The organism is Niallia sp. FSL M8-0099, assembly GCF_038006945.1.
GTDB classification, from domain to species: domain Bacteria; phylum Bacillota; class Bacilli; order Bacillales; family Cytobacillaceae; genus Niallia; species Niallia circulans.
The window spans coordinates 2,601,157-2,628,147 of the sequence record NZ_JBBOWF010000001.1 but is presented as its reverse complement, the minus strand read 5'-3'; the positions used below and the strand labels follow the sequence as shown (position 1 = coordinate 2,628,147).

The 26,991-nt window shown below is 35.5% G+C and carries 31 protein-coding genes; 22 read left to right on the top strand and 9 right to left on the bottom strand.

The genetic code is table 11. The annotated features are described in order from the left end of the window. Positions 1–66: 66 nt before the first annotated feature. The 3 genes from NSQ92_RS13030 to mciZ all read right to left on the bottom strand — a co-directional run bounded on the left by NSQ92_RS13030 (position 67) and on the right by mciZ (position 1,842). Positions 67–303, bottom strand: coding sequence for a DUF3977 family protein (locus NSQ92_RS13030; RefSeq protein WP_047940300.1), 237 nt, complete (start codon positions 301–303; stop codon positions 67–69). A 415-nt stretch (positions 304–718) separates the two neighbouring features. Beyond that, positions 719–1,630 (bottom strand): aldo/keto reductase, encoded by a 912-nt coding sequence (locus tag NSQ92_RS13025; protein ID WP_095320845.1) that lies wholly within the window; start codon positions 1,628–1,630, stop codon positions 719–721. Positions 1,631–1,701: 71 nt separating this feature from the next. Next, on the bottom strand, positions 1,702–1,842 hold the full coding sequence (gene mciZ / locus NSQ92_RS13020; protein ID WP_047940302.1) for a Z-ring formation inhibitor MciZ: 141 nt from the start codon (positions 1,840–1,842) through the stop codon (positions 1,702–1,704). Between the two features lie 90 nt (positions 1,843–1,932). Between mciZ and NSQ92_RS13015 the strand changes: the two genes are divergently transcribed. Together NSQ92_RS13015 and NSQ92_RS13010 are read left to right on the top strand one after the other, a co-directional pair. Next, positions 1,933–2,481 (top strand): NUDIX domain-containing protein, encoded by a 549-nt coding sequence (locus tag NSQ92_RS13015; RefSeq protein ID WP_095320846.1) that lies wholly within the window; start codon positions 1,933–1,935, stop codon positions 2,479–2,481. 2 nt (positions 2,482–2,483) lie between these two features. Beyond that, entirely contained in the window at positions 2,484–3,650 is a 1,167-nt protein-coding gene (locus NSQ92_RS13010) for an endonuclease Q family protein (protein WP_047940304.1), read from the top strand. Between the two features lie 39 nt (positions 3,651–3,689). Here NSQ92_RS13010 and NSQ92_RS13005 read toward each other — a convergent pair whose 3' ends face one another. After that, entirely contained in the window at positions 3,690–4,247 is a 558-nt protein-coding gene (locus tag NSQ92_RS13005) for a GNAT family N-acetyltransferase (protein WP_095320847.1), read from the bottom strand. A 153-nt stretch (positions 4,248–4,400) separates the two neighbouring features. Between NSQ92_RS13005 and spoIIM the strand changes: the two genes are divergently transcribed. The 7 genes from spoIIM (at position 4,401) to NSQ92_RS12970 (ending at position 10,796) form a co-directional block, all read left to right on the top strand. Next, complete coding sequence (gene spoIIM, locus NSQ92_RS13000; protein WP_047940306.1) at positions 4,401–5,066, top strand: stage II sporulation protein M; 666 nt, start codon at positions 4,401–4,403, stop codon at positions 5,064–5,066. Between the two features lie 147 nt (positions 5,067–5,213). Continuing rightward, positions 5,214–5,678 carry a ferric iron uptake transcriptional regulator gene (fur, locus tag NSQ92_RS12995; protein ID WP_047940307.1) on the top strand — a complete coding sequence of 155 codons (465 nt, stop codon included), beginning with the start codon at positions 5,214–5,216 and terminating at the stop codon, positions 5,676–5,678. Positions 5,679–5,900: 222 nt separating this feature from the next. Beyond that, positions 5,901–6,131, top strand: a complete 231-nt coding sequence (locus NSQ92_RS12990) for a YqzK family protein (RefSeq protein ID WP_047940308.1) — start codon at positions 5,901–5,903, stop codon at positions 6,129–6,131. Between the two features lie 4 nt (positions 6,132–6,135). After that, positions 6,136–7,029: a site-specific tyrosine recombinase XerD gene (gene xerD / locus NSQ92_RS12985; protein WP_047940679.1), complete on the top strand. Its 894-nt coding sequence runs from the start codon at positions 6,136–6,138 to the stop codon at positions 7,027–7,029. Between the two features lie 272 nt (positions 7,030–7,301). Further along, positions 7,302–8,486, top strand: coding sequence for a phosphopentomutase (deoB, locus tag NSQ92_RS12980; RefSeq protein WP_047940309.1), 1,185 nt, complete (start codon positions 7,302–7,304; stop codon positions 8,484–8,486). Between the two features lie 12 nt (positions 8,487–8,498). After that, positions 8,499–9,320: a purine-nucleoside phosphorylase gene (locus tag NSQ92_RS12975; protein ID WP_047940310.1), complete on the top strand. Its 822-nt coding sequence runs from the start codon at positions 8,499–8,501 to the stop codon at positions 9,318–9,320. A gap of 165 nt (positions 9,321–9,485) precedes the next feature. Beyond that, positions 9,486–10,796, top strand: coding sequence for a pyrimidine-nucleoside phosphorylase (locus NSQ92_RS12970; protein WP_095259126.1), 1,311 nt, complete (start codon positions 9,486–9,488; stop codon positions 10,794–10,796). A 58-nt stretch (positions 10,797–10,854) separates the two neighbouring features. On the opposite strand, the gene NSQ92_RS12965 is transcribed toward NSQ92_RS12970, so the two are convergent. The 3 genes from NSQ92_RS12965 to map all read right to left on the bottom strand — a co-directional run bounded on the left by NSQ92_RS12965 (position 10,855) and on the right by map (position 13,551). Then, positions 10,855–12,150, bottom strand: a complete 1,296-nt coding sequence (locus NSQ92_RS12965; RefSeq protein WP_061798340.1) for a DUF4179 domain-containing protein — start codon at positions 12,148–12,150, stop codon at positions 10,855–10,857. Next, positions 12,138–12,674 (bottom strand): RNA polymerase sigma factor, encoded by a 537-nt coding sequence (locus NSQ92_RS12960; RefSeq protein WP_061798334.1) that lies wholly within the window; start codon positions 12,672–12,674, stop codon positions 12,138–12,140. The genes NSQ92_RS12965 and NSQ92_RS12960 overlap by 13 nt, the downstream gene beginning before the upstream one ends. A gap of 130 nt (positions 12,675–12,804) precedes the next feature. Beyond that, positions 12,805–13,551, bottom strand: coding sequence for a type I methionyl aminopeptidase (gene map / locus NSQ92_RS12955; protein WP_095259125.1), 747 nt, complete (start codon positions 13,549–13,551; stop codon positions 12,805–12,807). Between the two features lie 192 nt (positions 13,552–13,743). On the opposite strand from map, the gene NSQ92_RS12950 reads away from it, so the two are divergent. The 9 genes from NSQ92_RS12950 to lysA all read left to right on the top strand — a co-directional run bounded on the left by NSQ92_RS12950 (position 13,744) and on the right by lysA (position 21,490). Continuing rightward, positions 13,744–14,907: a D-alanyl-D-alanine carboxypeptidase family protein gene (locus NSQ92_RS12950; RefSeq protein WP_095259124.1), complete on the top strand. Its 1,164-nt coding sequence runs from the start codon at positions 13,744–13,746 to the stop codon at positions 14,905–14,907. 132 nt (positions 14,908–15,039) lie between these two features. After that, entirely contained in the window at positions 15,040–15,390 is a 351-nt protein-coding gene (gene spoIIAA / locus NSQ92_RS12945) for an anti-sigma F factor antagonist (protein ID WP_047940316.1), read from the top strand. Position 15,391: 1 nt separating this feature from the next. Further along, positions 15,392–15,832, top strand: a complete 441-nt coding sequence (spoIIAB, locus tag NSQ92_RS12940; protein ID WP_047940317.1) for an anti-sigma F factor — start codon at positions 15,392–15,394, stop codon at positions 15,830–15,832. 12 nt (positions 15,833–15,844) lie between these two features. Then, positions 15,845–16,603: an RNA polymerase sporulation sigma factor SigF gene (gene sigF / locus NSQ92_RS12935; RefSeq protein WP_061798315.1), complete on the top strand. Its 759-nt coding sequence runs from the start codon at positions 15,845–15,847 to the stop codon at positions 16,601–16,603. Between the two features lie 152 nt (positions 16,604–16,755). Next, positions 16,756–17,376, top strand: coding sequence for a stage V sporulation protein AA (locus NSQ92_RS12930; protein WP_341152833.1), 621 nt, complete (start codon positions 16,756–16,758; stop codon positions 17,374–17,376). Continuing rightward, positions 17,366–17,785: a stage V sporulation protein AB gene (locus NSQ92_RS12925; protein ID WP_152679991.1), complete on the top strand. Its 420-nt coding sequence runs from the start codon at positions 17,366–17,368 to the stop codon at positions 17,783–17,785. Before NSQ92_RS12930 ends, NSQ92_RS12925 begins: the two co-directional genes overlap by 11 nt. Positions 17,786–17,822: 37 nt before the next feature. Beyond that, positions 17,823–18,434 carry a stage V sporulation protein AE gene (locus NSQ92_RS12920; RefSeq protein WP_047940319.1) on the top strand — a complete coding sequence of 204 codons (612 nt, stop codon included), beginning with the start codon at positions 17,823–17,825 and terminating at the stop codon, positions 18,432–18,434. Continuing rightward, positions 18,385–19,860 (top strand): spore germination protein, encoded by a 1,476-nt coding sequence (locus tag NSQ92_RS12915; RefSeq protein WP_047940320.1) that lies wholly within the window; start codon positions 18,385–18,387, stop codon positions 19,858–19,860. The genes NSQ92_RS12920 and NSQ92_RS12915 overlap by 50 nt, the downstream gene beginning before the upstream one ends. Positions 19,861–20,164: 304 nt before the next feature. Then, a complete protein-coding gene (lysA, locus tag NSQ92_RS12910) occupies positions 20,165–21,490 on the top strand; it encodes a diaminopimelate decarboxylase (protein WP_047940321.1) in 1,326 nt (441 codons plus the stop codon). Positions 21,491–21,542: 52 nt separating this feature from the next. Here lysA and NSQ92_RS12905 read toward each other — a convergent pair whose 3' ends face one another. Continuing rightward, entirely contained in the window at positions 21,543–22,409 is an 867-nt protein-coding gene (locus NSQ92_RS12905; RefSeq protein WP_047940322.1) for a DUF1002 domain-containing protein, read from the bottom strand. A gap of 844 nt (positions 22,410–23,253) precedes the next feature. Between NSQ92_RS12905 and NSQ92_RS12900 the strand changes: the two genes are divergently transcribed. Further along, positions 23,254–23,619, top strand: a complete 366-nt coding sequence (locus NSQ92_RS12900; protein WP_047940323.1) for a GNAT family N-acetyltransferase — start codon at positions 23,254–23,256, stop codon at positions 23,617–23,619. A gap of 78 nt (positions 23,620–23,697) precedes the next feature. On the opposite strand, the gene NSQ92_RS12895 is transcribed toward NSQ92_RS12900, so the two are convergent. Then, positions 23,698–24,225: a DUF309 domain-containing protein gene (locus tag NSQ92_RS12895; RefSeq protein WP_144580883.1), complete on the bottom strand. Its 528-nt coding sequence runs from the start codon at positions 24,223–24,225 to the stop codon at positions 23,698–23,700. A 210-nt stretch (positions 24,226–24,435) separates the two neighbouring features. On the opposite strand from NSQ92_RS12895, the gene NSQ92_RS12890 reads away from it, so the two are divergent. The 3 genes from NSQ92_RS12890 (at position 24,436) to NSQ92_RS12880 (ending at position 26,878) form a co-directional block, all read left to right on the top strand. Beyond that, positions 24,436–25,188 carry a segregation/condensation protein A gene (locus tag NSQ92_RS12890; RefSeq protein ID WP_082138214.1) on the top strand — a complete coding sequence of 251 codons (753 nt, stop codon included), beginning with the start codon at positions 24,436–24,438 and terminating at the stop codon, positions 25,186–25,188. A 4-nt stretch (positions 25,189–25,192) separates the two neighbouring features. Further along, positions 25,193–25,774, top strand: a complete 582-nt coding sequence (scpB, locus tag NSQ92_RS12885; protein WP_061798302.1) for an SMC-Scp complex subunit ScpB — start codon at positions 25,193–25,195, stop codon at positions 25,772–25,774. A gap of 222 nt (positions 25,775–25,996) precedes the next feature. After that, a complete protein-coding gene (locus NSQ92_RS12880; protein ID WP_341152832.1) occupies positions 25,997–26,878 on the top strand; it encodes a superoxide dismutase in 882 nt (293 codons plus the stop codon). The last annotated feature ends 113 nt before the right edge of the window (positions 26,879–26,991 follow it).

The window sequence follows — 26,991 nt, the reverse complement described above, 5'->3', positions numbered from 1 at the left end:
ACGATATTATATTCGCGATTGGAGAGAGCTTTTCCTTTTGGAGATTAAGGAAGGTTAAATAAACTTTTAGAGGCTTTTTATTCCAAGTATTAATTTGAAGGATTTTCTATTTTTAGTAGCTTTTTTAAATCCTTCTTTTGAGTCGATAATAAGCACTGTTTTTCCAACCCAAATTCTAGTATATAATGATTGAAATTTAATAGGTCTCTTTATTCCTTTTTCCTCAAACTCTGTTCCATCTTGTAATTCTGTTTCTGTTCGTATAAGCCATTTGTTGCCTATACCAAATTCTATGTATTTCAAAGTGATTCCTCGTTTCTACTATTTAGTTAAGGTGTTATTTCGATAAGAATAATATATTGGTGTTAAAATCATCGTTCATAACCAAGATGAACACCGCTTTTCAAGACACAGAGCCCAAAAAAAGGTGTTCATAAGCAAGATGAAAACAACTATTCAATAGATAGAGCCCAAAAAAGGTGTTCATATTCGAGATGAAAACAACTATTCAATAGATAGAGTAGAAAAAAGGTGTTCATAGGCAAGATGAAAACCATTATTCAAGAGACAGAGCTCAAAACTAGCGTTCATAACCAAGATGAGCCCCGCCTACAAAAACAATAAGTAAAATCGGCATTCATCTATCATAAAAAATGGTTCATAGAAAAATTCCATGAACCATTCGGGGAACAAGCTCCGAAATAAACACCTATCCTAATTAACGGTGTGCTTCATAAACAGATGCTTTGGAAATCTTTTTGATGAATGCTATTTCATCCGCAGATAGAGGGGCACTGTTAACTGCTTTTGCGTTAGCGCGAAGCTGTTCTGCTGAGCTTGCTCCTGCGATGATGCTAGCGACAGCGGGATGAGCTAAATTATATTGCACGGCAGCCTCTGTAAGTGTACGATTATCTAAGAATTTCTGTTCCAGTGTTTGTAATACTTCTGTCAATTCTTCTCGAGAATAATCTAAATAGCCTTTCTCCGATAGTTTTTCGCGATATTTAGGACTTAAAAGACCTTTTGCAACCGGTCCGCGAGTGACAACACTAATATTGTTTTCGGCAAGTAATGGCAGTGCTTCTTCCTCAGGACGTCTGTCCAAAATGCTGTATTGCATCATGACAGAAACAATTGAAGAACGTTTCACATATTCGCGAATGACATTGGGACGAATGGAGGAAATACCATAATAATGAATAATTCCTTCTTCTTTTAATTCTTCAAATGCCTCAATCGTTTCCTCTATTGGATCTTCCATCGTGCCTCCGTGCAGCTGATATAAATCAATATAATCTGTGCCAAGGCGCTTTAGGCTTTGTTTTACTTGTTCTTTAATATAGGCTTTACTTGCATCCCAAACCCAGCCTTCTTGTCCTTCTTCCCACTTATTGCCTACCTTTGTAGCAAGAATGACATCTTCGCGATTATTCTTGAAAAACTGACCGAGCAATTGCTCATTTTTCCCTTGATCATATAGATCCGCTGTGTCAAAATAATTAATTCCTTCTTCAAGTGCTGCTTCTAAAATTGGGAAAGCAGTTTTTTCTTCGGTACCGAGACTCATACAGCCTAGACCTAATTTGGAAACAAATAAGTTAGAATTGCCTAATTGAGACTTTTGCAAAATTAAACACCTCTCCATTAAAGATATCTCTTATTGTACGAAAGATGCTGTTTATTCACAAAGAATATGGCTTATTTTTGAGAGCTGTCAGCATTTGCGTTTATCCAATCTTTTACATAAGTAAATTCCGTTTGGTATTTTTTAAGAATATAGCGGATTTCCCAAGCCTTTCCTGATAAAATAATTCCTTTTTCCTGGATATATACTTTCAAAAGCTTCCCCCAATCCTTTCCATTGAACAGAAATGAAGTATAATAATCTATATGTCAGAGCTTTGGCTTAATAGAACAGGAGTGTGTCAAATGAGTACATTGGAAGAAAAAACATTAAAAACAGAGCATATTTATAGCGGGAGAATCATTCAAGTTCAAGTGGATGAGGTCGAATTGCCGAATGGGAAAACGTCCACGCGAGAACTTGTAAAGCATCCAGGCGCGGTTGCTGTAATAGCGATAACGGATGATAATAAACTAGTTATGGTAGAACAATATAGAAAGCCGCTTGAAAAAGTAATTGTGGAGATTCCTGCTGGGAAATTAGAAAAAGGCGAAGAACCAGCTCTTTGTGCTAGAAGAGAGTTAGAAGAAGAGACGGGATATGAATGTGAAACTCTAGAATTGGTAAGCTCATTCTATACTTCCCCAGGATTTGCTGATGAAATTATTCATGTATATGTGGCAAAAGGATTAAAGCAAAAAGAAAATGCAGCAGGACTTGATGAAGATGAGTTTGTGAATGTATTAGAAATTTCACTAGAGGAGGCATTGGAATTTATCAAAGAAAAGCGTATTTTTGATGCTAAAACGATTTTTGGGGTACAATATTTACAAATTGCAAATTTAAAGGAGTAAAAATGAATTCGTATTACACTGATTTACATATCCATATTGGTAGAACAAAGAGCGGGAAACCGGTAAAAATAACAGCATCAAGAAACTTAACTTTAACGGCAATCATAGAATATGCCAGTAAGCAAAAAGGTCTTGATATGATTGGGATCATTGATTGCCATTCTCCTGAGGTAATATTGGAAATGGAGGAGTTAATAGCACAAGGGAAGATGCTGGAATTAGCCGATGGTGGGGTGAGAATGGAAGAAATCACGATTATTCTTGGCTCAGAGCTCGAAATATATGATTCTTTCTGTAAGGGTCCTATTCATGTGCTATGCTATCTACCGACGTTGGCTAAAATGAGGGAATTTTCTAATTGGATTTCTCACCATATGAAAAATGTAACATTAAGCTCGCAGCGCCTTTATATCAGTGGAAAAGAATTACAGTATAAAGTAAAGGAATTAAATGGACTATTCGTTCCTGCCCATGTCTTCACACCGTTTAAAAGTTTATATGGTAGCGGAGTTAATCGTTCCTTTAAAGAAGTTTTTGACGAGAAAATGATTGATGGGATTGAGCTTGGTTTGAGTTCTGATACCGAGATGGCAGACCAAATCGCAGAATTACATTCTTTTTCATTTATAACCAATTCTGATGCTCATTCTTTAGAAAAAATGGCTCGGGAATATCAGGTCATGGAAATGGAGGACGCTTCTTTTGCTGAATTTGCAAAAGTACTTCATCAAGAAGACGGTAGAAAAATCATTGCCAATTATGGATTAGATCCGAAATTAGGTAAATATCACGAAACAGTTTGCATGAAATGCTATGCTCCATTCTCGGAAACGACAGGGATCTGCACAGAATGCGGAAGTCATAAATGGGTAAAAGGGGTGGCAGCAAGGATTAGCGATTTAAAAGATGCAGCCAGTGCACCTAGTAGACCTCCGTATATTCATCAAATACCGTTAGAATATATACCTGGATTAGGAAAAAAAACGCTGCAAAAATTACTCGATTATTTTTCTACTGAAATGCAAATCATTCATGAAGCCCCCTATGAAAAACTAGTGGAGATTGTGCCAAAGAAAGTGGCAGATTATATTGTTGCAGCAAGAACGGGAATGGTAGACTTGCAAGTTGGCGGGGGCGGCAAATACGGCAAGGTCAGAGTAGATAAGTAATATCAAAAATCCCACATAATCATTTGTGGGATTTCTTCATTATGTCAAAGAATAAAGACAAATATCTCTTAGTTCTTCTGTATCGGCACTTAGTGTCTCATTTTTCAAAATTCCATCTAATGAGAAGCCGAGTTTTTCTGGGATAGCACGGCTTTTCATGTTGGTGGAATCTACTCGTATCTCAATACGATTAGCCTCAAGAGTACTTTGTGCGAACTTTATTAATGCTTTTGTACTTTCGGTAATATAGCCTTTTCCTGTATGAGCTGAATCACACCAATAGCCAATTTCAAACACGCGGACTTTCCAATCGATTGAATGTAGACCGGTTGATCCAATAAATTCATTTGTTGCTTTTAAATAAATATGTAATCGAATATCTTCTCTTAAAATATATTTGGCATATGATTCTCGTACGCCTGCTTCCACTTCTTCTAGTGTTTGCTCCTGATTGGCAAAACTCATCCAAGGTTTAAAGTCTTCTTTTGACCGCTGAATGCTTTCATATACATCTTTGCCATCTCCTGGCATACAGGGGCGTATGACTAGCCTTTCTGTTTCGATCGTTTCTGGTAAATCGATTAATACTGGTTTCAAAACACTCACCTCAATTTGTTAATCTATCTATCTCTATAATCAATAATATAATAATCTGATTATTTTTTCATTTCTATTAATAATAGATTTATAGTCATATGCCCTTTTTTTTTGCATAAACATTAACTAACAGACTTGGCGGGAGGAAAGGCAATGAAAAAGAAAAAATATCAGAATATCCTAGTGAATCATATACGCGATCATTCCTCAATTTACTTATTTATCATTGTATTGTTTTTAATGGGGGTTATTTTTGGTGCAATTGTAGTGAATAGTTTGTCTCTCTCCCAAAAGGAAGATCTCTATTATTATTTAACACAGTTTTTTGGACAGGTTTCGAATGGACAAGTAGCGGACAGCAAAGATTTGTTTTTTCAAAGCTTTTCGCATAATAGTAAGTATATTGGTTTTATTTGGCTGTTAGGTATTTCGATCATAGGATTGCCTATTATTTTAATTCTACTATTTATTAAAGGAATGGTAGTTGGTTTCACAGTTGGCTTTTTAGTAAATCAAATGGGATGGCATGGATTTCTACTATCATTTGTGTCGGTTCTGCCGCAAAATCTAATTGTTATTCCAATTTTTATAATTTCTGCTACACTATCAGTAGCATTCTCTTTTAAAATGATTCGCCAGCAGTTTATGAAGAAAAAGGGAGAACCAATGCTGCCGCTGTTTGCTAGATATACTATTCTTCTAATAATGGCCTTTATAGTAATCGGCATTGCTGCTGCAGTAGAGGCATATATTTCGCCATTATTAATGAAAGCTGTCATTAATATGGTACAATCTATTATTATTACTATCCCTTTTTAATGGAGGGGTGCTGCTTCATTCATTATCGTTGATAGTCATTATAAATTAATAATTATTATTAATTGTTATTTATAATAATTTTTATTAGGATTCTTTTCCTACTTCTGTTATAATGAGATGGACAGTGGCTAGGGAGGGACTTTCGGAATGGAAAGTAGAATAGATAGAATAAAAAAGCTGTTGCATTCTTCGAGCTATAAATTAACTCCCCAAAGGGAAGCAACAGTTCGAGTATTATTAGAAAATGAAGAAGACCATCTCAGTGCAGAAGATGTTTACTTACTCGTTAAAGAGAAATCTCCTGAAATTGGATTGGCAACCGTATATCGCACACTTGAACTACTTACGGAATTGAAAATTGTTGATAAAATAAATTTTGGTGACGGTGTTTCTAGGTATGATTTGAGACAAGAAGGTGCAGCCCACTTTCATCACCATTTAGTATGTATTGAATGTGGAGCAGTGGATGAAATTCAAGAAGATTTACTAGGAGATGTAGAGAAATTAGTAGAGCGTGACTGGAATTTTAAAATTAAAGATCATCGTCTAACATTTCATGGTATTTGTCATCGTTGCACGGAAAAAAACGAGGATGTTTCATCCGCAGAATAAACCTTTTCAGTTGAGAAGGTTTTTTATTTTTGTTATTTACTAATTCAAAGAAGGAATGTTACCTTTATCACATATTCATAGGATATCAAATGAAAACGAAGGGGGAATTTAACGCTTTAAATAATATTTATTTCTATTATAATAAGAATAATAGGTCCATTAGGTATATTAAATGTCCAATCTGGCATAGCTTGTATTATAGAAGTTATGGAGGGATTTTGGATGAGATGGACAAAAGCAATTATAAATACACTAAAAGTATTTCTCCTATTTACAGGATGTACGATTCTTTTTTATTATGCAATCGTTTGGTTTAATCAAGAATATCAACAACTACATCGCTATGATGAGCCATCAGGTTCTGCCATCAAGGTGAATGCAGATAATAGTCTGGAAACAGAAAAATATTCATGGAGGGATCGAATATTCCTGTTTTACTTAAATGGGGAATAGTCCTATGGAAGATCAATTAAAAGATTTTATACATTATTTATTAGTGGAAAAGGGTTTAGCGAGTAATACACTTGTATCATATGAAAGAGACTTAAAAAGCTATATAAAATATATGAAAAATGTAGAACAATGTAATCTCAAAGAAATACAGCGTTCCCACATTATTCGCTTTTTAGGTTTTTTAAAGGACCAAGGAAAGTCCTCTAAAACAATCGCACGACATATAGCATCTATTCGTGCATTTCATCAATTTTTATTCCGGGATCGTGTGCTTGAAGAGGATCCAACTGTACATATTGAAACACCGCAGGCAGAAAGAACATTGCCTAAAGTTCTATCCATGGAGGAAGTAGAAGCACTGCTTGATTTTCCTCATAAAAATGACCATTATGGACTCAGAGATAAAGCGATGCTTGAGCTTCTCTATGCAACAGGAATCCGTGTGAGTGAGTTGATCAATTTAAATATGGATGATGTTCATCTTACAATGGGGTTTATCCGCTGTATCGGAAAAGGGAACAAAGAAAGAATCATCCCTATTGGCGGAGCAGCTACGAGGGCATTGAAGGATTATTTGCATCAAGGGAGACCAACATTTTTAAACCAAAAGAAATCCACGGAGCATTCCTTGTTTCTAAATCACCATGGCAATCGATTAACAAGACAAGGCTTTTGGAAAATTTTAAAGCGTTTAGGGAAGGAAGCCCATATTGAAAAAGAAATAACACCGCACACATTAAGACATTCGTTTGCAACTCATTTATTAGAAAATGGTGCTGATTTAAGAGCGGTGCAGGAAATGCTCGGTCATGCTGATATCTCAACAACTCAAATATACACCCATGTAACAAAAACTAGATTGAAAGATGTATATAGTCAATTTCATCCTCGTGCCTAGTGGGCGGGAGATAGTTTTTATTTAAAAGGGTAAATAGTAAGGAGAAAAAGACACTGTCAGCAAACTTGAACAGTGTTCTTTTTTCTTTTTATATGAAAAAAGGTATAATGAAGAAGAAAATAGAAAACAATTTTTATTTTTCCAAAGTGAAAGATAACAATTTTGAAAAAGATGTCAGACTTCTGACGATTATGCTATAATTTTTATGGTTAATAAAGATACATATAGTAGGACAAAATAGGGTTAAATGAAATGGTAAAAGGAGGAAAAAGATGTCTACATATAAATATAATCGTGTTTTCCTAATTGTAATGGATTCTGTAGGGATTGGCGAGGCACCTGATGCGAAAAAATTTAATGATGAAGGAGCACATACATTAGGGCATATTGCTCAAAGAATGAATGGTCTTCATATGCCGAACATGGCGAAATTAGGTCTTAGTAATATTGAGGAAATTGCTGGTGTTGAGCGGGCTGATACTCCAATTGCTTATTATACAAAAATGCAAGAAGCATCAAACGGAAAAGATACCATGACTGGACACTGGGAGATAATGGGTCTAAACATTGCGACACCATTCCGTGTATTTCCGGAAGGATTCCCAGATGAACTATTAAATGAAATCGAAGAAAAATCTGGACGCAAGATCATTGGAAATAAACCAGCTAGTGGAACAGAAATTCTAGATGAGCTAGGCGAAGAGCATATGAAGACTGGTGCTTTAATCGTCTACACATCAGCAGATTCTGTGCTGCAAATTGCTGCACATGAAGACATTGTTCCTTTAGATGAATTGTATCGTATTTGTGAATTAGCAAGAGAATTGACACTCGATGAGAAATATATGGTTGGTCGTATTATTGCTAGACCATTTATTGGCGAGCCAGGCGACTTTAAACGTACTGCAAATCGTCATGACTATGCTCTAAAGCCATTTGATCGAACTGTAATGAATGAATTGAAAGATAATCAAATTGAGAGTATTGCTATTGGAAAAATCTCTGATATTTATGATGGAGAAGGTGTGACAAAATCATTGAGAACCGTCTCCAATATGGATGGGATGGACAAACTAGTTGACACACTAAAAATGGATTTTACAGGTTTAAGCTTCTTAAATTTAGTAGATTTTGATGCTTTATTTGGACATAGAAGAGACCCAATTGGCTATGGAAAGGCATTAGAAGAGTATGATGCTAGACTGCCAGAAGTATTGGAATTACTGAAGGAAGATGATTTATTAATCATTACCGCTGATCATGGAAATGATCCGATCCATCATGGAACAGATCACACAAGAGAGTATGTACCATTATTAGTATATAGCAAATCATTAAAGGAACCGAAAGAGCTGCCGCTACGTAAAACGTTTGCTGATATTGGAGCAACAGTAGCAGATAATTTCAGCGTAAAGATGCCAAAGCATGGCACAAGCTTCTTAAATGACTTAATATAAGGGGAATAAAAAATGAATTATACGATGATTAAGCAATCAGCTGATTTTTTAAAACAAAAATATGCGAAAACACCTAAAATTGGTTTAATTCTTGGCTCAGGCTTAGGCGTTCTTGCAGGGGAAATCGAAAATCCAGTAAAAATACCTTATGAAGAAATTCCAGAATTTCCGGTATCAACAGTAGAAGGTCACGCTGGACAACTTGTATTCGGTACAATTAAGGGAATCGAAGTGGTAGCAATGCAAGGTCGTTTCCACTTTTATGAAGGGTATACATTTGATAAAGTAACTTTCCCGGTTCGCGTTATGAAGGAATTAGGAGTAGAAAAATTAATTGTAACCAATGCTGCAGGCGGGGTGAATGAAAACTTTGCACCTGGTGATTTAATGCTAATCTCTGATCATATTAATAATATGGGCACCAATCCATTAATCGGACCAAATGACAGTAAGTTAGGGGTGAGATTCCCTGATATGTCAGAAGCATATTGCAGAAATCTGCGTGAAACAGCACGCAAGGTCGCAAGCAGTATTGGACTGAGTATTCAGGAGGGTGTCTATGTGGGAAACACAGGTCCATCATATGAAACGCCAGCAGAAGTAAGAATGCTTCGCGTATTAGGCGGCGATGCAGTGGGGATGTCGACTGTTCCGGAAGTAATAGTCGCTCGTCATGCAGGTCTGAAAGTATTAGGGATTTCTTGTATTTCTAATATGGCTGCAGGTATTCTAGATCAACCACTGAATCATGAAGAAGTAATCGAAACAACAGAAAAGGTAAAAGCAAATTTCCTGCAATATGTGAAAGAGCTAATTAAACATATAGGTGCATAATGAAGTTTTCATCCTAAAGAGTTACTGATTTACCGGTAACTCTTTAGATAGATATATTTTTACACCGTTTACATAAATCAAAAAATTAAAAAAAGCAGTAATTTGACTTGAATTTTTGCAATTTTAAAGAAAAAAATTCCATACATATGAAGGAGAATTCAAATTATGGCATTCAGAATGGTCGATTTAATTGAGAAGAAAAGGAACGGTTTAGAATTATCCAAAGAAGAAATCTCTTTTATTATTAAAGGCTATACAGATGGAACGATTCCTGATTATCAAATGAGTGCATTTAGTATGGCTGTGTTTTTTCAAGATATGACAGCAGCTGAACGTGCTGAATTAACAATGGCAATGGTTCATTCAGGAGATGTCATTGATTTATCTGCCATTGAAGGAATTAAAGTGGATAAACATTCAACTGGGGGAGTTGGCGATACTACCACATTAGTATTGGGACCATTAGTGGCATCAGTAGGTGTTCCAGTGGCGAAAATGAGTGGAAGAGGACTCGGTCATACTGGTGGAACCATCGATAAATTAGAATCAGTAAAAGGTTTCCATGTGGAAATAGAAAAAGAGGAGTTTATTGACCTAGTAAATAAGAATAAATTAGCGGTTATTGGACAAAGTGGGAACCTCACTCCTGCTGATAAGAAGTTATATGCCTTACGAGATGTAACCGCGACTGTTAACAGTATTCCATTGATTGCCAGCAGTATCATGAGTAAGAAAATTGCAGCAGGTGCAGATGCCATTTGCTTAGATGTGAAAACAGGTGCTGGAGCATTTATGAAAACATTGGATGCATCTAGAGAGCTTGCTGAAGCAATGGTGCAAATAGGGAATAATGTGGGCAGGAAAACAATGGCTGTTATTTCTGATATGAGTCAGCCTTTAGGATATGCAATCGGAAATGCACTAGAAGTAAAAGAGGCAATTGATACATTAAAGGGGCATGGACCAGAAGATTTGACGGAACTATGTTTAACTTTAGGCAGTCATATGGTCTATTTAGCTGGAAAGGCAGAATCAACGGATAGAGCGAGAGAAATGCTGCAAGAGGTAATAGATAATGGCAAAGCGCTCGAAACGTTCAAAATTTTCTTAAGTTCCCAAGGTGGAGATGCTTCTGTTGTGGATCAAACAGATTTATTACCTAAAGCTAAATTTATTACGGAGCTTCCAGCAAAAGAATCAGGCTATGTCGCAGAAATAACAGCTGACAGCATTGGGACCGCTGCTATGTTATTAGGAGCTGGCCGAGCAACAAAAGAGTCAGAAATTGATCTAGCGGTAGGCTTAGTTTTACGCAAGAAAATAGGAGATAAAGTGGAGGCTGGCGAATCACTCGTTACGATTTATAGCAATACTGAAGAAGTAGACGATGTAATAAAAAAATTGGATGAAAATATTAAGCTTTCACCAAATGAAGTAAAAGCTCCTACGCTAATTTATGAAATAATTACAGAATAAGAAGAAAAGACTCACGATTGAAGCTAATAGCTGATCATTTGTGAGTCTTTTGCTTTCTTTATTGAAGAGGAATAGCTAAAGTTTTATTGTATTCTTTCACATAATGCAATCCGCCAATATGCAGTTCCAGCGGTCGAGATTTTGTGTTAAATAGCAATGATCGCTCATTATTAATTGTTCCATCCTTGTTAGTTATCAACTGGTGATTGGTTGTTGTTTTTAAAGGAATTCTTTCTTGCTCTTCATTGATAATACTTACTTTATCTAATAAAACAGAATCACTCGAGGAGATACTTATTGATAGCATATCATTTAACTGGATGTTCTTTATAGTTACTTCATCATTCTCTAATGGTATTACTCTATTTTCTTCTTTCCCTGTAAGCGCAATGGATTTATTTATCGATTTATAACCGATAAAGTCTTTCATGAGAATTTCGAGTGAATGGATATCTTCTGGAAGGCCATCATATTCAATCGAAAATGTATTGTTTTTGTTAATGGATGAAGAAGTAGTATAGCCTTCTTGGGAGAGAGGCTGACCATTTGCGACTAGCTCTACTCCATTAAAACCATGATTGAGCCGGTCATAATTGTCGACATGAAACGTGCCTTCTATAACCGTTTGTGTAGGAGTAGCTGTGATTCTTTTAAAATGAATAGTACCTTTATCTACATTCCATTTTTTATTAATAGATTGCTTCATTTTTGTTTGTAATGCTTCCTTATGATTATAGGGAAAGGAGATATCAGTTGTACCTTCCATTGTTTCATCATCTTTCCAGTAAACATAGTGCAGCTGGAGCTTTTTCGAAAAAGCATTAATGGGATCAAAATTTAATATTCCCGTGATTTTTGTTTTGTCATCATTTTTTTCAAAAACGGAGCTATTCATTTTTGCATTTGTAAAAAAGCCAGTAATGTTCCTTGGTGAAAAAATGTGATCTAGATCATTTGGCAAGCCTTTATCATTTTCTAATGTAATATAAACAACCAATCTATTTTCATCGGACATAAGTCCATTGATTGTTAATACAGTACCATTTTCTAATAGATAGGACTTCTCAATATTTTGCCCAAATCCTTTTTCATTTAAATCTTTTAAGGATTGATTCATAATGGTATCGAATCCTAACAGTTTTTTGCCGTAATAAGCCAATGCACTTGATTGATACGTCATAAAAATTAATAGAATTATTACAGCAGCAGATAAGGGAACCCATCTCTTTAGGTTAGGAGAGTTTGTTTTTTTATCAAAAAGTGCTTTGCTTAGTCGCTGTTCTAATTCTGGCGGAGCTGTTATTTCTGCGATTTTCTTTTTTTCCTCTAGTAGTTTATCCTCTAAAGATTCCACTTGTCTTCCCCTCCATACATCTTCTTTAATCGTTTTAAGCCATTGTGTATTCTGGATTTTACTGTGCCGGTAGATACTTTCATGATGCTGGCAATCGTCTCATTATCGAAATCGTGAAAGTACTTTAGCTTGATTGCTTCCGCTTGGACTGGGGGTAATTTTGTTAATAATTGTACAATGTCTAGTGTTTCCACTGAATATTTATAGGGATCGGTTGTATGTAAAAGATTGTGCTGCTCTAAGTCATCCATAACTATTTCTCTACGTTCCTTTTTTAATTTCCCCTTACAAATATTCACTAAGATAGTTTTACTCCAGCTATAGAAAGATTCAATTTTTTCGAGCTGAGCAATTTTCTCATATAAGATGATGATCATTTCTTCCATTGCATCCATCGCATCATGAGAATTCCCCATATAGGAATATGCTAGACGATAATAATCGTCTTTTTGCTGCATCACTAATTGAAGCAAGGCTTTTTTATTCCGCTTTTTTGCCTTCTGTACAAGTTGTTCATCATTCATGTCTTCACCTCTCGCTTATAAGAGTATTTTATCGTTTAAAAAGTTCATTTTTTTGTATTTAATATATAAATATTTTCAGGACAACAAAAAGACACCCAATGGCTTGCAATCTGCCATTGGGTGTTTCCCCTTATTGTTTCGTTAAGATTACTGGTCCATTAGCTGTAATGGCTAAGGTATGTTCATATTGCGCAGAAAGGCTGCCATCAACAGTTCGTGCTGTCCATCCATCCAAATCAACCTTGGCATGATACATACCGATATTTAGCATTGGTTCAATGGTAATAACCATCCCCTCTTTAAGAGGTGTCCCAACGTGTGGAGGACCATAGTGAGGGATTTGTGGGAGTTCGTGCATTTCTCTGCCAATCGCATGTCCTACAAAATCTCGCACTACCCCATAACCTTTTGCTTCAGCGAACGTTTGAATGGCATGGGAGATATCTCCTACTTTGTTTCCAATGACCGCTTGTTCTATCCCTTTGTATAATGCCTCTTCGGTTGTTTTTAATAAGTTTTTTGCCTCTTCGGAGATATTCCCAACCGCATAAGACCAGGCGGAATCAGCAAGCCATCCATCTAAGTTTACTACCATATCTATCGTAACAATATCTCCATCTTTTAAGGGGCTTTTGGAAGGAAAACCATGACAGATTACATCATTAATAGATGCACAAGTTGCAAAAGGATAACCGTGATAGCCCTTTTGTTCTGGAGTGGCTCCTCTTTGTAAAATAAAGTTTTCCGCAAATGCATCGATTTCTTCCGTAGTAATGCCTGGTTTGATTAACTTTTTAATTTCTTTATGACAATCAGCAAGAATTTCTCCTGCTTTTCTCATTTTTTCAATTTGCTCAGGTGTCTTTAAATGAATCAATTGTTATCCTCCTTTGAACTCTATTCATTATAACCTAGATCAGTAAACTAGCCTAACGATACCTATGAAATGCATGAAACATTCCATCTTCCTTTAGTGCTATTCAAATTATTTCATGAATATTCTTCATTGGCTGTATAAACTTGTTTTTTTTGGAAAAAATGGATGCTATATAGAATGGAGGGTCAATAGATGAAACGCATCATATCATTGTTAATCATTACCTGTTTTATGACATCAATTTTGGCACCGGGCACTTTAGCTGCTGAGAAAAAGCAAGAATTAGTTGAAAATGTAAAATCAGCCATTTTAATTGATCGAGATACAGGGACTATTATGTATGAAAAAAACAGCGAGGAAAAACTTCCTCCTGCCAGTATGACAAAAATAATGACGATGCTTCTGATCATGGAAGCAATTGATCAAGGAAAATTAAAGTTAGATGAGAAAATACGTACAAGTGAGCATGCGGCATCTATGGGAGGCTCACAAATTTTCCTTGAACCTGGGGAAGAGATGACAACCGAGCAAATGTTAAAAGGAATTGCCATTGGATCTGGAAATGATGCAGCTGTAGCAGTTGCGGAAAGATTAGCAGGATCTGAAGAAGAGTTTGTTCGATTAATGAACGAAAAAGCAAAAGAATTAGGCTTAGAAAGCACCAAGTTTCAAAATGTGACAGGACTTCCAGTAACAGATCATTACAGTTCTGCAAAAGATATGGCATTAATGGCAAAGGAATTGCTTAAATATGAAGATATAACGAAATTTACTGGCACATATGAAGATTATTTAAGAGAAGATACTGATAAGAAGTTTTGGCTAGTTAACACAAACCGTCTTGTGAAGTTTTATCCAGGCGTGGACGGATTAAAAACAGGATTTACAGCTGAAGCAAAATATTGTTTAACCGCAACTGCTATGAAAAATGGAATGCGTGTAATTGCAGTTGTTTTCGGTGCGCCAACCTCGAAAGAAAGAAATGCTCAAGTAACAAAAATGCTGGATTATGCATTTAGTCAATATGAAACACATCCTTTGCATAAACGAGAAGAAGCGATTGGTAAAGTAAAAGTAAGCAAAGGATCAGAGAAAGAAGTGACAGCCGTTACGAGCGAACCAATTTCTATCTTAACGAAAAAAGGGGAGCAAATCGATAAATTAGAGAAGGAAATTACGATGAATAAAAAATTAAAAGCTCCAATTGAAAAAGGGCAGGAAATTGGAAAAATATCCTATAAAAAAGACGGGAAAACCCTTGTGACAAGTCCGTTGGTAGCACAAAAAGAAGTGAAATCAGCAAAATGGTGGACATTATTTAAACGCTCTGCAGGAATGTTTACAAAAACAGAATAGTTTTATTTCTTTTGTCGAATTCATTTATATTCCTTCTGTTTTTAGCGAAAGAACACTAGTTTTGTCTGTGGAGAAGGAAATTGCATGAAAACCTAGAATAGTTTCTTTAAACCAAATAAGGAGGCTATTCTAGTGAGTCTTAATATTGAGTTGGAAATAAAAAATAATGTACTTTGTATACGCCTATCTGGGGAATTGGATCATCACTATGCAGAAGAATTACGGACAAAAGCAACAACTGCAATCGAGAGCTATAGTATTCGTCATATCGTGTTAAATCTTGAACATTTAACGTTTATGGATAGTTCTGGCTTAGGAGTTATATTGGGAAGATATAAGCAAATTAAACAGCTTGGAGGAGAAATGGTCATTTGTGCTATCTCCCCAAGCGTTCAGCGTTTATTTGATATGTCTGGCATGTTTAAAATTATGAAGCTGGAAACAAATGAAGAATTTGCCCTACAACGATTGGGGGTAGCTTAAGATGAGAAACGAAATGCACATTCAATTTAGCGCACTCAGCCAGAATGAATCATTTGCACGTGTAACGGTTGCTGCATTTATTACACAGTTAGATCCAACAATGGATGAATTAACGGAAATTAAAACAGTTGTTTCAGAAGCAGTGACTAACTGCATTATCCACGGTTATGAAAATGATCCGAATGGAATTGTTTATATTTCTGTTATATTAGAAGATTCATACATTGATTTAACCATCAGAGATGAAGGGAAAGGAATTTTCGATGTAGAGGAAGCAAGACAGCCATTATTTACGACAAAACCAGAGCTTGAACGATCTGGTATGGGATTTACCATCATGGAAAATTTTATGGATGAAATCGAAATTCAGTCAAGTCCAGATAGCGGAACAGAGATTCGTCTGCGTAAGCATTTAATGAAAAGCAAAATGCTAAGCAATTAAGGAGAATCGTCTATGGATGTGGAGGTAAAGAAAGATAAGAAGGAAACGTATCTAAAAGACCATGAAGTCAAGGACTTAATAAAGCGAAGCCAAGATGGAGATCAATCAGCAAGAGATACTATCGTTCAGAAAAATATGCGTCTTGTTTGGTCAGTCGTGCAAAGATTTTTAAATAGGGGATATGATCCTGATGATTTATTTCAAATAGGATGTATCGGGCTATTAAAATCAGTTGATAAATTTGATTTAAGCTATGATGTAAAATTTTCTACCTATGCAGTACCAATGATTATCGGAGAAATTCAACGATTTATCCGTGATGATGGGACGGTAAAGGTTAGTAGATCGTTAAAAGAATTAAGTAATAAAATTCGAAAGGCGAAGGACGAGTTATCGAAGCAATATGGCAGAACACCAACAGTCGGGGAACTTTCCGAGTTTTTAGAGATACCTCCAGAAGATATCGTTCTCGCACAAGAAGCTGCAAGAGCGCCATCCTCGATTCATGAAACTGTTTATGAAAATGATGGCGATCCCATTACATTACTGGATCAAATAGATGATGGTAATGAAGGAAAATGGTTTGATAAGATTGCTTTACAGGAAGCTATTAGGGAGCTTGATGAACGAGAGCGTCTGATTGTTTATTTACGATATTATAAAGATCAGACTCAATCCGAAGTAGCAACGAGGCTAGGGATTTCTCAAGTTCAAGTTTCTAGGCTGGAGAAAAAAATATTAATACAAATGAAAGAGCAAATGGATCTTTAAAGGAAATAGCCGCAAGTCCGCATCGTGGATTAGCGGCTATTTTGTTTTTATATAAAAAGTGAAAAAATTACCATTTAACAGACTTTCATAATTTTATCATGATAATCGAATACTACAGTCATGGTGAAAACAACGTGTTAGGACGTGAAAAAATGGCAGAGACAATATATATCAGAATGAGACATCGCATTCAAAAAAAGTCAAATGAACGGATATTTCTGAAAGACCTTGCACAAATAATTGCAACAGATGAATTGCTGTCTACACTAAAGGATGTATGTCTATACCATATTACAGAACAAGATAAGAATATAATCATTATTGATAGTACGCTAGTTATTCGTGAAATTAAAAAAATCCATAAAGAAGTTGAAATCCAACTAATTGGACCAGCTCAAACGATCATTGAGGTTGTTTTTAAGAAGAGAAAAGTGACACTTCCGTTATTTATCTTGGTTTGGCTATTACTTTTTATTGGTTCTGGATTAACGATTATGAACTTTCATGAAGATGTAAGCATGCAATCTGTTCATCAGAGAGTTTATAAAATGATTACAGGGAAGGAGATTGAAAAACCATTAATTTTTCAGATTCCTTATTCTGTAGGATTAGGTCTTGGAATGGTCATTTTTTTCAACCATGTGTTTAAGAAACGCCTTAATGAAGAGCCTAGTCCATTAGAAGTGGAAGTATTCAATTATCAGCAGTCCTTAGATCAGTTCATGATTATGCATGAAAATAAAGAAAGCATAAAAAAACTAGATGATCATTAATATCTTATTTGTAATCTTTGTCGGTTTAGCGTGGGGAATAACCGTTGGGGCTGGTTACGTTGCCTTTTTAACCGTATTCGGTATTATCCCAAGACTGACACAGCTAACAAAAACATTTAGTAAGATTTATGCATATGAATGGGCTGCTGTTTTAGGAGCTGTTTCTGGGACACTTGCTTTTTTGAGAGAACCTAGTTTTTCCTTACCATCATTTCTGCTTATCATAATGGGCATTGCTGGAGGAATTTATATTGGGATGATAGCAGCAGCATTAACAGAAGTGCTGGATGTATTCCCCCTTTTAGCAAAGCGAATTGGAATTGATGACAAGTTATTGGTATTAATGATGGCTCTTGTATTTGGTAAGATCTTTGGCTCCTTATTTCATTGGGTATATTTTATTCCTTGAGGCTGAATGTAATGGAGACAGAAAGGAAGTATGGGAAATGGAAAATAGGAGAAAGGTAATCCTTATAACAGATGGAGATGAATATGCCAGAAGAGCTGTTGAAATGGTTGCAAAGGAGATTGGGGGAAGATGTATTTCTACCTCCTTCGGTAATCCAAGTAATCATAGCGGAGAGGAAATATTATCTTTTATTAAGCAAGCAAAAAATGATCCAGTCTTAGTCATGTTTGATGATAGCGGCTTTGTGGGAGAAGGAAATGGCGAGAATGCACTAAAGTACATAGCTACTCATCCTGATTTAGAAGTCTTGGGAGTACTTGCAGTAGCAAGCAGAACAAGACGAGAGGAATGGACAAAAATAGATGTTGCCATCGACCAAGATGGTGAATTGACGCCATATGGTGTTGACAAATATGGAATTCCAGAAATGGAGTTAGGAAGAGTTAATGGAGATACTGTGTATATTCTAGATGAATTAAATCTTCCCCTTGTTGTTGGTATTGGGGACATTGGGAAGATGGGGAAAAAGGACTCTTATGAAAAAGGCGCCCCGATTACACGGAAAGCAGTAGAATATATTTTAGAAAGAAGTGGTTTTTATGAGCAGCAAGACAGAAAAGAAGATCCAAATATACGAAGAACTAGATAAAATCGAAAAGTATATGAAGGATCGGGTCGGGCTTGGAACTAGCTTCGATCTGGGTGTTCGAAAATTTAAAGTAATGCGAAAAGAAGTTAATTTATATTATGTAAATGGATTATGCGATAGTGTGTTGATTGCAGAATTATTGGAGCAGCTACTATTTTTAAATGATGCGGATCGTAAATCACAAGCAAGAGATACATTTGATATTATTCAGAATCAATTGGTCCACCAAAGTGTACAAGTTATTGAAAAAATGGATGAATTAGTCGACCAAGTTCTGTCTGGATTAGTAGCAGTTGTTATTGAAGGTTATGATCATGGTCTTATTATTGATGTGCGAAGTTATCCAGGAAGAATGCCAGAAGAACCCGATACGGAAAAGGTAGTCAGAGGTTCACGTGATGGGTTTGTTGAGAATATTATCGTAAACACTGCCATCACAAGAAGAAGAATTAGAGATGAACGATTACGCTTTGAAATTATGAGAGTGGGAGAGCGTTCTAAAACCGATATTGCCGTAGGGTATATTGATGGAGTGGCGGATCCTGATTTAATTGAAATTGTAAAAAAGGAAATGAAAAACTTAAAAACAGATGGACTAACAATGGCTGATAAAACGATTGAAGAGTTTTTATTAAAGCAAGGCTATAATCCTTATCCTCTCGTAAGATATACGGAACGAGCAGATGTAGCTGCAACTCATTTATTAGAAGGCCATGTCATTATCTATGTCGATACATCTCCAAGTGTCATTATAACACCAGCTACTTTTTTTCATCATTTGCAGCATGCAGAGGAATATAGACAATCACCTATGGTTGGAACCTTTGTGAGATGGGTTCGGTTTTTAGGGATTATCGCCTCTATCTTTTTCCTGCCATTTTGGTTTTTAGCTGTGCTGGAGCCATCCCTGCTGCCAGAAAGGCTTGCTTTTATCGGACCAAATGAAACAACAAACATTCCAATTGTTGTACAGATTTTCATTGCAGACCTCGGGCTTGAATTTTTAAGGATTGCGGCCATTCATACACCAACACCATTGTCAACCGCAATGGGATTGATAGCAGCTGTTCTCATTGGGCAAATTGCGATTGATGTAGGACTATTTGTTCCAGAAGTTATTCTGTATGTATCAGTTGCTGCAATTGGTAACTTTGCTACACCTAGTTATGAACTTGGGATCGCTAACAAAATTGTTCGGCTTGTCTTGTTAATCGTTGTAGCTATTTTTCATACTCCTGGCTTTGTTATTGGAATGACCCTGTATCTTCTATTCTTAATTCGAACAACAACATTAAATGTGCCTTATCTATGGCCATTTATTCCTTTTCATCCAATAGCTTTGGCCCAAATTATCATTCGCCGTGCGGTTCCAGGAAATAAAATTAGACCAAGTCATTTGCATCCACAGGATCGATTTAAGAGGTAGTAAAAGTATATTTATGCGGACAGATTACTTCTTATTAATAGAGGGAATAATCTGTCCGCTCCTTTGTTAAATTAGCTGAACAGCCACTTGAGAATTGGCTGAATTTATGGTACATTTGGATAATTAAACAGAGTTATTAATAAAGTGAAACTTTCATTAGCGCTCCTTTCACAAGTTTATCACAGTGAGACTAATGTTAATTATGATGATATTTATATGTTTCACACACAGACAAGTTCTTCGTTAAGTAGACTGTCTGTTTTTAATAGGAGATATAATTTTATAGAAGAATAGAGGGGAATCCATGCACTATTACGGAACTTCAAAAGTGAACGATGCAGGTCATCTTGAAATAGGTGGAGTCGATACACTGGAATTAGTCGAAAAATTTGGAACACCTGTTTATGTATATGATGTTGAATTAATTAGAGAAAGGGCGAAAGGTTTTAAGGAGACTTTTGATCAGCTTGGAGTAAAAGCGCAAGTGGCTTATGCAAGCAAAGCTTTTTCTACTATAGCAATGGTTCAACTAGCAAACGAAGAAGGCTTATCATTAGATGTAGTTTCCGGTGGTGAGTTATATACTGCAATTGCTGCAGATTTCCCTGTAGAAAGAATCCATTTTCATGGGAATAATAAAAGTAAAGAAGAACTATTGATGGCAATTGACGAACAGATTGGCTGCATTGTTGTCGATAATTTTTATGAGCTTGAAATGCTTACTCAACTATGTGAAGAAAAAAATAGGAAAATGTCGATCTTACTAAGAGTGACGCCTGGAATTGAGGCACATACTCATGATTATATTTTAACTGGTCAAGAAGATTCTAAATTTGGGTTTGATTTACAAAATGGACAAGCAGAAAAAGCGTTGTTAGAAGCGATTAAATCGCCGTTCATAGAGGTACTAGGCCTTCATTGTCATATTGGGTCTCAGATTTTTGATACAACAGGTTTTGTTCTCGCTGCCCAAAAAATAATGGCACATTTATCAGAATGGAAAGCCAATCATCATTTTGAATCAAAAGTATTAAATTTAGGTGGTGGATTTGGTATTCGTTATACCGAGGAAGACCAGCCTATTCAGCCAGCTGAGTATGTAGAAGTAATTATCAAGGAAGTAAAAGAACAAGTAAACAACTTAGAAATGCAAATGCCGGAAATTTGGATTGAGCCAGGCAGATCTCTTGTAGGGGATGCAGGAACTACTTTATATAAAATCGGTTCACGAAAGGAAGTACCGAATGTTAGAAAATATTTAGCAATTGATGGAGGAATGAGCGATAATATTCGTCCTGCTTTATATCAGGCCAAATATGAAGCAGTGCTGGCAAATAAACCGCTGCAAGCCCCAGATGAAACAGTTTCCATTGCAGGAAAATGCTGTGAATCAGGAGATATGCTTATTTGGGACCTTCCTTTACCTAAAGCAGGCGATCATGATGTACTTGCTGTATTCTGTACAGGAGCATACGGATATTCGATGGCAAACAATTATAATCGAATCCCAAGACCACCTGTTGTGTTCGTGGAAAATGGAGAAGCAAGAGTGGTAGTGAAGAGAGAATCATTTGAAGATTTATTACGCTTAGACTTGCCATTAAAAGAAACAGCTTCATTAAAAAAATAAAGCTAAAAAAGGGAGTCGCTAAGACTCCCTTTTTTACTTGAGTAAATAATAGTTAAGAGAAGAAAGATTTGATTGCTTCAACAATACTTGTAAAGACTTCTTTAATCTTTGCTAAAAATCCTTTTCCTTCTTCGCTTTCTAAATAGCCCGTTAATTTATCCTTTGCTTCACTCAGCTGATTTCCAACTTGATTCCAGTCAATATTAAGTTCTTTTAATTTATTAAAGAAAGAAATAAGACTTTGAAGCTGTTCATCCGTTAAACTGATATTTAATTCTTTAGCAGAATCTTGAATAATTGTTTGTATTTCTTCAACTGTTTTTGGTTTTTGCTCTGCTATTTGCTCCTTCACTTTAGCCATTAAAGCAGTGGCTTCCTCTTGGCCAATATCTTCCCCTAAATTAGCTGTCTCCACCATCTCTTCATTGGCAGCTTGCTTTACGTCTTCTGGGATAACAGTATCTGTAGAGACTTCGTATGCTTTAATAATTCCTGTTAATGCAGCTGTACCAGAAACTTCAATAGGCGCAGTAATATAAATTTTTGCATCCTTTACCCCGGCAGTAATCAAGGCATTAATATACATTTCGTCCGTGACCCAATTAATATTTTTGGTAGTAACTTGAATTCCAGTACCTTTGTCCCCGATTGTAATGGCCGAAGAAGAGATTGCTCTAGTACCAATTAACGATTTTGAAATGTACTTTCCTAAATATTGATGCTCTTCTTTATTAGAAACAGTAATAATTTCTGCATCTTCAGGTGCTTTCATTTCAGTTAATAAAAGCTGTTTTTGTTCGGCTGTTAAGTTTTCACCAAGTGTAACAATCATGTCCCCAACTGCTACATCAGCATAAGCTGGAATCGGTATTAATAGTAAGAAAGCTAGAACCATCCATATCCATTTATTTTTTTTCATTCGTTTACCTCCTGTTTTCCTTCTGCAGAACTAGGTGAAAAGTAGGGCTATCCATATTTGATAAAATAGCATAAATTTCCGTGATCTAAAATAACTACATCTAATAGACGTAATTCAACTACAATAAGTTTCTTATTTTAGTTTTATTGTCTTCTTTCCCTTTATTATTCACCGTAACTCCTGAAAAAATGAAGTTTTTGTGTAGCTTTTTAACATATATATGCATATTTTATATAGTATTAAATAAATTTAAAGTGGTAAATAATTTGATTTAGATTGGAAAGTAAAGGTTTTTTCCTTTTAGAAGCTAGATAGTTATTTTCTCAATATCTTTATGTATAGAATTCAGAGTTGCTTTGTTCGGGCTAACAAGAAAGCAATCAACGGGCAGGAATATTAAGAAGTAAAGCTAGTAAAGGGAAGGGTAATAGTAATAAATGTTTAAAACATTTAGTGGCTAGCTATTTAGAAATGAAGACGAGGAGGGACAAGCAGAATTTTAGAAGTCCTCAAAAAATTCTCTTCAAAGATGTATACGGAAGAAAGACTTGGATAAATAGTATTATCTCTATAAGGGTAATTTGGCATGGATAGAATGAATCCTTATGCTTAAAAGATTTTCATTGAAGAATACCGCTAATTTATGTATGATAGAACCAATAACATTTATCATATTTTTGGGGCGGTCCTAAATGATTCTTACAAAAAGGAAGAGGATGGTAATAATTCGTTTCAGTTTCGTACAGATGAAAAATTTTTAATTTAACATCAGGAGATTGATTGAATCTTATTTTTGATGGGAAAACTGTTAGTGAATATGTTTTAAAAATAATGAGGGATATTAATGATTATTCGATATAAAAAGGCATTTGAAAAGATTGCAATGGGATTGCTTTCTTTTATGCCTGCAGAAAAAGATTTAAAAGTATTACAACAAACAATTAAACAATATGAGTCGGAAGAAAATTGGCAATTATTTTTATGGAAGGAAGAGGAAGATATTATTGGCTTAATAGGCGTTATCTTTGAAGATGAATCTTCCATTACCATCCAGCATATAACTGTTAATCCATCTCATCGCCATCAAGGTGTTGGAAAAGCTATGGTTCAAGCTGTGAAAGGTCTTTATCCGAACCGTACATTAAAATCAAATGAATTAATTGTCAATTTTTTATCTAAGTGTAACGATGGTGTTCAAGTAGATAAATAAAAAAGAGGTGTTTTCTAGGAAGAATCCATTGAATTGGTTCTTTAAGAAAACACCTCTTTTGTGATAAGGACGGCACTATTAAAGGTGCTTATCCTTTTGTTTTCTTTGAAGCAGTGCGTTTTCTCGTTCCTTTATAACCATACTTCTATCTCGGCTTATATGACGATGAATGATTTCAAAAGGAACCGGCTCACTATTTTTCCATTTCAGTCCCTTTATATGTGCTGATTCGATACAGTTCATTTCTAAGTTAGGGTCTGTAAATGGTAAATGATAGGTACAGAAGGCAAGTTGCTGTTTAATATGCTTTTCTTGTAGCTTTAATAAAAGAAGTAATTTTGAGGCATCGAGACCTAATTTCTTAATTATTTCCTGCTTCTTTTCTAATAACTGCATGCTTTTTATAAGCGTTTTTTCTGCTCCTTTAAAATTTTTTCGGCGATGATGATAGGCAGATACTGCTAAGAGAATAAATCCTACCCAAATAGAATCTTTATTGCCACTATCGACTTTTTTCCAATATTCCTCTAAAATTTCATGACACTCAAAATAATCTTGATCGCAATGAAAATGTACAAGAAACTCTATATATTCATTTGGATACATTATTATCTCCTTATTCTTTACTGAAATTAAAATGGGGTTAAAGGATCCATTACATGTCTGTTATTATATCGATAAATGATAAAAAATGTAACGATAAGACTTAAAATTAGGGAAATGGTGATTTTTCTGTTGGATAACTATTGTGTTTCGTTTATATTAATACTATCATTATTAAGTTAAAGGGATTCTATTAGGATTTTGGTGAGAATAATGCAATATAATGTGAAAATTGATAGTTTTGAAGGACCATTAGATTTACTTCTTCATTTAATCAATAAATTGGAAATTGATATTTATGATATTAACGTCGCAGAAATTACCGAACAATATTTAGATTATGTTCATGCCATGCAAGTGTTACAATTAGACGTAGCGAGTGAATTTTTGGTGATGGCAGCAACTCTTTTAGCGATTAAGAGTAAAATGCTTTTACCAAAGCATGAAGAAGAGTTATTAGATGACGATTTAATGTATGAGCCGGAAGAAGATTCACGAGAAGAGCTAATTGAGAGGTTAGTAGAATATCGTAAATTTAAAGAGGCTGCAGATGATCTAAAAGAGATGGAATTGGAAAGAGGGCTTATATTTACGAGACCTCCAAGTGATTTATCAGATTTTAACGTAAGTAATGAAGAAAGCATCAAACAAGAGTTAGATGTTTCTTTATATGATATGCTTGCTGCCTTTCAAAAATTGCTAAAACGTAAAAAGTTACAGTCACCGTTAGCAACAAAAATCACGCGGCAAGAAATTCCAATAGAAAGTCGAATGGAAGAAATTGTCGGGTTTTTAAGAACTAGAAGAGAGAGAACATCTTTTGAAGACCTTTTTCCAGTCGCCACAAAATCACATATTGTCGTGACTTTTTTGGCAATTTTAGAACTTTTAAAGCGTCGACAAATATTTGTAGAACAAGAAGGAAACTTTGCAGATATTTTTGTAATGGGAAAGGAAGTTGAATAACAGATTGAAAGTGAATGATTGGAAAGCAATCGTTGAAAGTCTTCTCTTTGCCGCGGGAGATGAAGGATTAACGATCAAGCAATTAATGCATGTTTTAGATATGGAGCAATTAGAAGTAGAACAATTAATAGATGAGCTAATAAAAAATTATCGTAAGGATAAAACAAGAGGAATTTCTATTATTGAAATCGCTGGTACGTATCAATTTGCCACAAAGAAAGAGCATTCGGAGTATCTAAAAAAGTTAGTGGAATCCCCACATGCATCTACCTTATCACAGGCAGCTCTTGAAACATTGGCAATCATTGCATATAAGCAGCCGATTACACGTGCAGAAATTGAGGAAATTAGAGGGGTGAAAACGGAAAGACCTCTTCATACGCTTTCAGCAAAAGCGCTCATTAAAGAAGTGGGTAGAGCAGAGGGAGCGGGAAGAGCCATTCTATATGGAACAACCAAAGAATTCTTGGATCACTTCGGATTAAAGAATATTGGGGAATTACCTCCATTGACAGAAAAGGAAGAAGAGTTTAATCAAGAAGAGGCTGATTTGTTTTTTGAATCGTTTCAGCAAATAGAAGAATAAAAAAGGAGTATCTAGGCAGTGGCTTAGATACTTTTTTATTATTTTAAAAAAGAAGGTTTATCTTTTGCTCGAATAATTGTGTCCAAATTCCACGCATTTAAGAAAAACTACATAGAGTACATCCAACAAGATCAGTAAAGAGGTAATTTAAAGACATGATGCTCATCCTTTTATCATACCTTTTATAAGAACGATAATGGAGGAAATGGAGTTGGCACATAGATGAGTAGTTATAATGAATATGTTAGAAATGTGTTAATTTGGAACCAGGAATTAAAGCAGTTATTAGAATCGGAAGAAGTTCAAAAGGAAGAGAGTATTTGGAAAAGGCTTGATAAATTTTCGCAGTTAATGGAAGGTGTTCAAAGAAAACCAATTGAAACAGAGGAATTAATTAGAATTCAGCATGAAGCAGAAGAGCTTCATGAACAAATGGAAAGCTATTTTGCCCAAAGACAACAGCTTGGAACAATATTTATAAAGGAGCCGACAATTGCAGCCGGAGAGCATCAATTGCCGCAGTTAGCATATGCTTATGATGCCCTAGAACCTTATATTTCAAAGGAGATTATGGAGCTCCATCATCAAAAGCATCATCAATCCTATGTGACAGGACTGAATAAGGCAGAAGAGAAACTAAAAGAGGCAAGAAAAAATAATGATTTTGCCCTTGTGAAACATTGGTCTAGAGAGCTGGCATTTCATGGTTCAGGACATTATCTCCATACAATTTTTTGGAATAATATGAGCCCTAATGGTGGAGGCAAGCCCAAAGGTGCATTAATGGAGGAAATAAGGAGCTATTTTGGTAGTTTTAATGCTTTTAAAAATCACTTTTCAGAAGCAGCAAAAGCGGTGGAAGGTGTTGGTTGGGCGCTTTTAGTATGGTCTCCAAGAGCAAGGCGCCTAGAAGTTCTTCAATCCGAACGACATATGCTGTTAACCCAGTGGGACACCATTCCATTATTAGTACTTGATGTTTGGGAACATGCATACTATTTGCAATACAAAAACAATAGAGGCGATTATGTAGATAATTGGTGGAACATTGTTAATTGGAAAGATGTTGAAAATCGATTTTTAAAAGCAAGTGAATTGAAATGACGCCCCTATTAAAGGGAAGTCATAACTATAATTTAAAAATAACAGAGATATATGCTATAAAATATGCAGTCCCTTTTAGGACTGCATATTTTATTTGCTAGGAAGCTCTATTT

Coding starts and splice junctions, on each gene's coding strand:
- NSQ92_RS12915 (WP_047940320.1), top strand. CDS start 18,385: ATGAGCAGCAAGACAGAAAAGAAGATCCAAATATACGAAGAACTAGAT.
- xerD (WP_047940679.1), top strand. CDS start 6,136: ATGGAAGATCAATTAAAAGATTTTATACATTATTTATTAGTGGAAAAG.
- NSQ92_RS12895 (WP_144580883.1), bottom strand. CDS start 24,225: ATGTATCCAAATGAATATATAGAGTTTCTTGTACATTTTCATTGCGAT.
- NSQ92_RS12905 (WP_047940322.1), bottom strand. CDS start 22,409: ATGAAAAAAAATAAATGGATATGGATGGTTCTAGCTTTCTTACTATTA.
- NSQ92_RS13010 (WP_047940304.1), top strand. CDS start 2,484: ATGAATTCGTATTACACTGATTTACATATCCATATTGGTAGAACAAAG.
- sigF (WP_061798315.1), top strand. CDS start 15,845: ATGGATGTGGAGGTAAAGAAAGATAAGAAGGAAACGTATCTAAAAGAC.
- NSQ92_RS12920 (WP_047940319.1), top strand. CDS start 17,823: ATGGAAAATAGGAGAAAGGTAATCCTTATAACAGATGGAGATGAATAT.
- NSQ92_RS12970 (WP_095259126.1), top strand. CDS start 9,486: ATGGCATTCAGAATGGTCGATTTAATTGAGAAGAAAAGGAACGGTTTA.
- lysA (WP_047940321.1), top strand. CDS start 20,165: ATGCACTATTACGGAACTTCAAAAGTGAACGATGCAGGTCATCTTGAA.
- NSQ92_RS12930 (WP_341152833.1), top strand. CDS start 16,756: ATGGCAGAGACAATATATATCAGAATGAGACATCGCATTCAAAAAAAG.
- NSQ92_RS12960 (WP_061798334.1), bottom strand. CDS start 12,674: ATGAATGATGAACAACTTGTACAGAAGGCAAAAAAGCGGAATAAAAAA.
- spoIIAB (WP_047940317.1), top strand. CDS start 15,392: ATGAGAAACGAAATGCACATTCAATTTAGCGCACTCAGCCAGAATGAA.
- NSQ92_RS12990 (WP_047940308.1), top strand. CDS start 5,901: ATGAGATGGACAAAAGCAATTATAAATACACTAAAAGTATTTCTCCTA.
- NSQ92_RS12880 (WP_341152832.1), top strand. CDS start 25,997: ATGAGTAGTTATAATGAATATGTTAGAAATGTGTTAATTTGGAACCAG.
- NSQ92_RS13015 (WP_095320846.1), top strand. CDS start 1,933: ATGAGTACATTGGAAGAAAAAACATTAAAAACAGAGCATATTTATAGC.
- deoB (WP_047940309.1), top strand. CDS start 7,302: ATGTCTACATATAAATATAATCGTGTTTTCCTAATTGTAATGGATTCT.
- NSQ92_RS12900 (WP_047940323.1), top strand. CDS start 23,254: ATGATTATTCGATATAAAAAGGCATTTGAAAAGATTGCAATGGGATTG.
- NSQ92_RS12950 (WP_095259124.1), top strand. CDS start 13,744: ATGAAACGCATCATATCATTGTTAATCATTACCTGTTTTATGACATCA.
- NSQ92_RS12890 (WP_082138214.1), top strand. CDS start 24,436: ATGCAATATAATGTGAAAATTGATAGTTTTGAAGGACCATTAGATTTA.
- NSQ92_RS12975 (WP_047940310.1), top strand. CDS start 8,499: ATGAATTATACGATGATTAAGCAATCAGCTGATTTTTTAAAACAAAAA.
- spoIIM (WP_047940306.1), top strand. CDS start 4,401: ATGAAAAAGAAAAAATATCAGAATATCCTAGTGAATCATATACGCGAT.
- NSQ92_RS12925 (WP_152679991.1), top strand. CDS start 17,366: ATGATCATTAATATCTTATTTGTAATCTTTGTCGGTTTAGCGTGGGGA.
- fur (WP_047940307.1), top strand. CDS start 5,214: ATGGAAAGTAGAATAGATAGAATAAAAAAGCTGTTGCATTCTTCGAGC.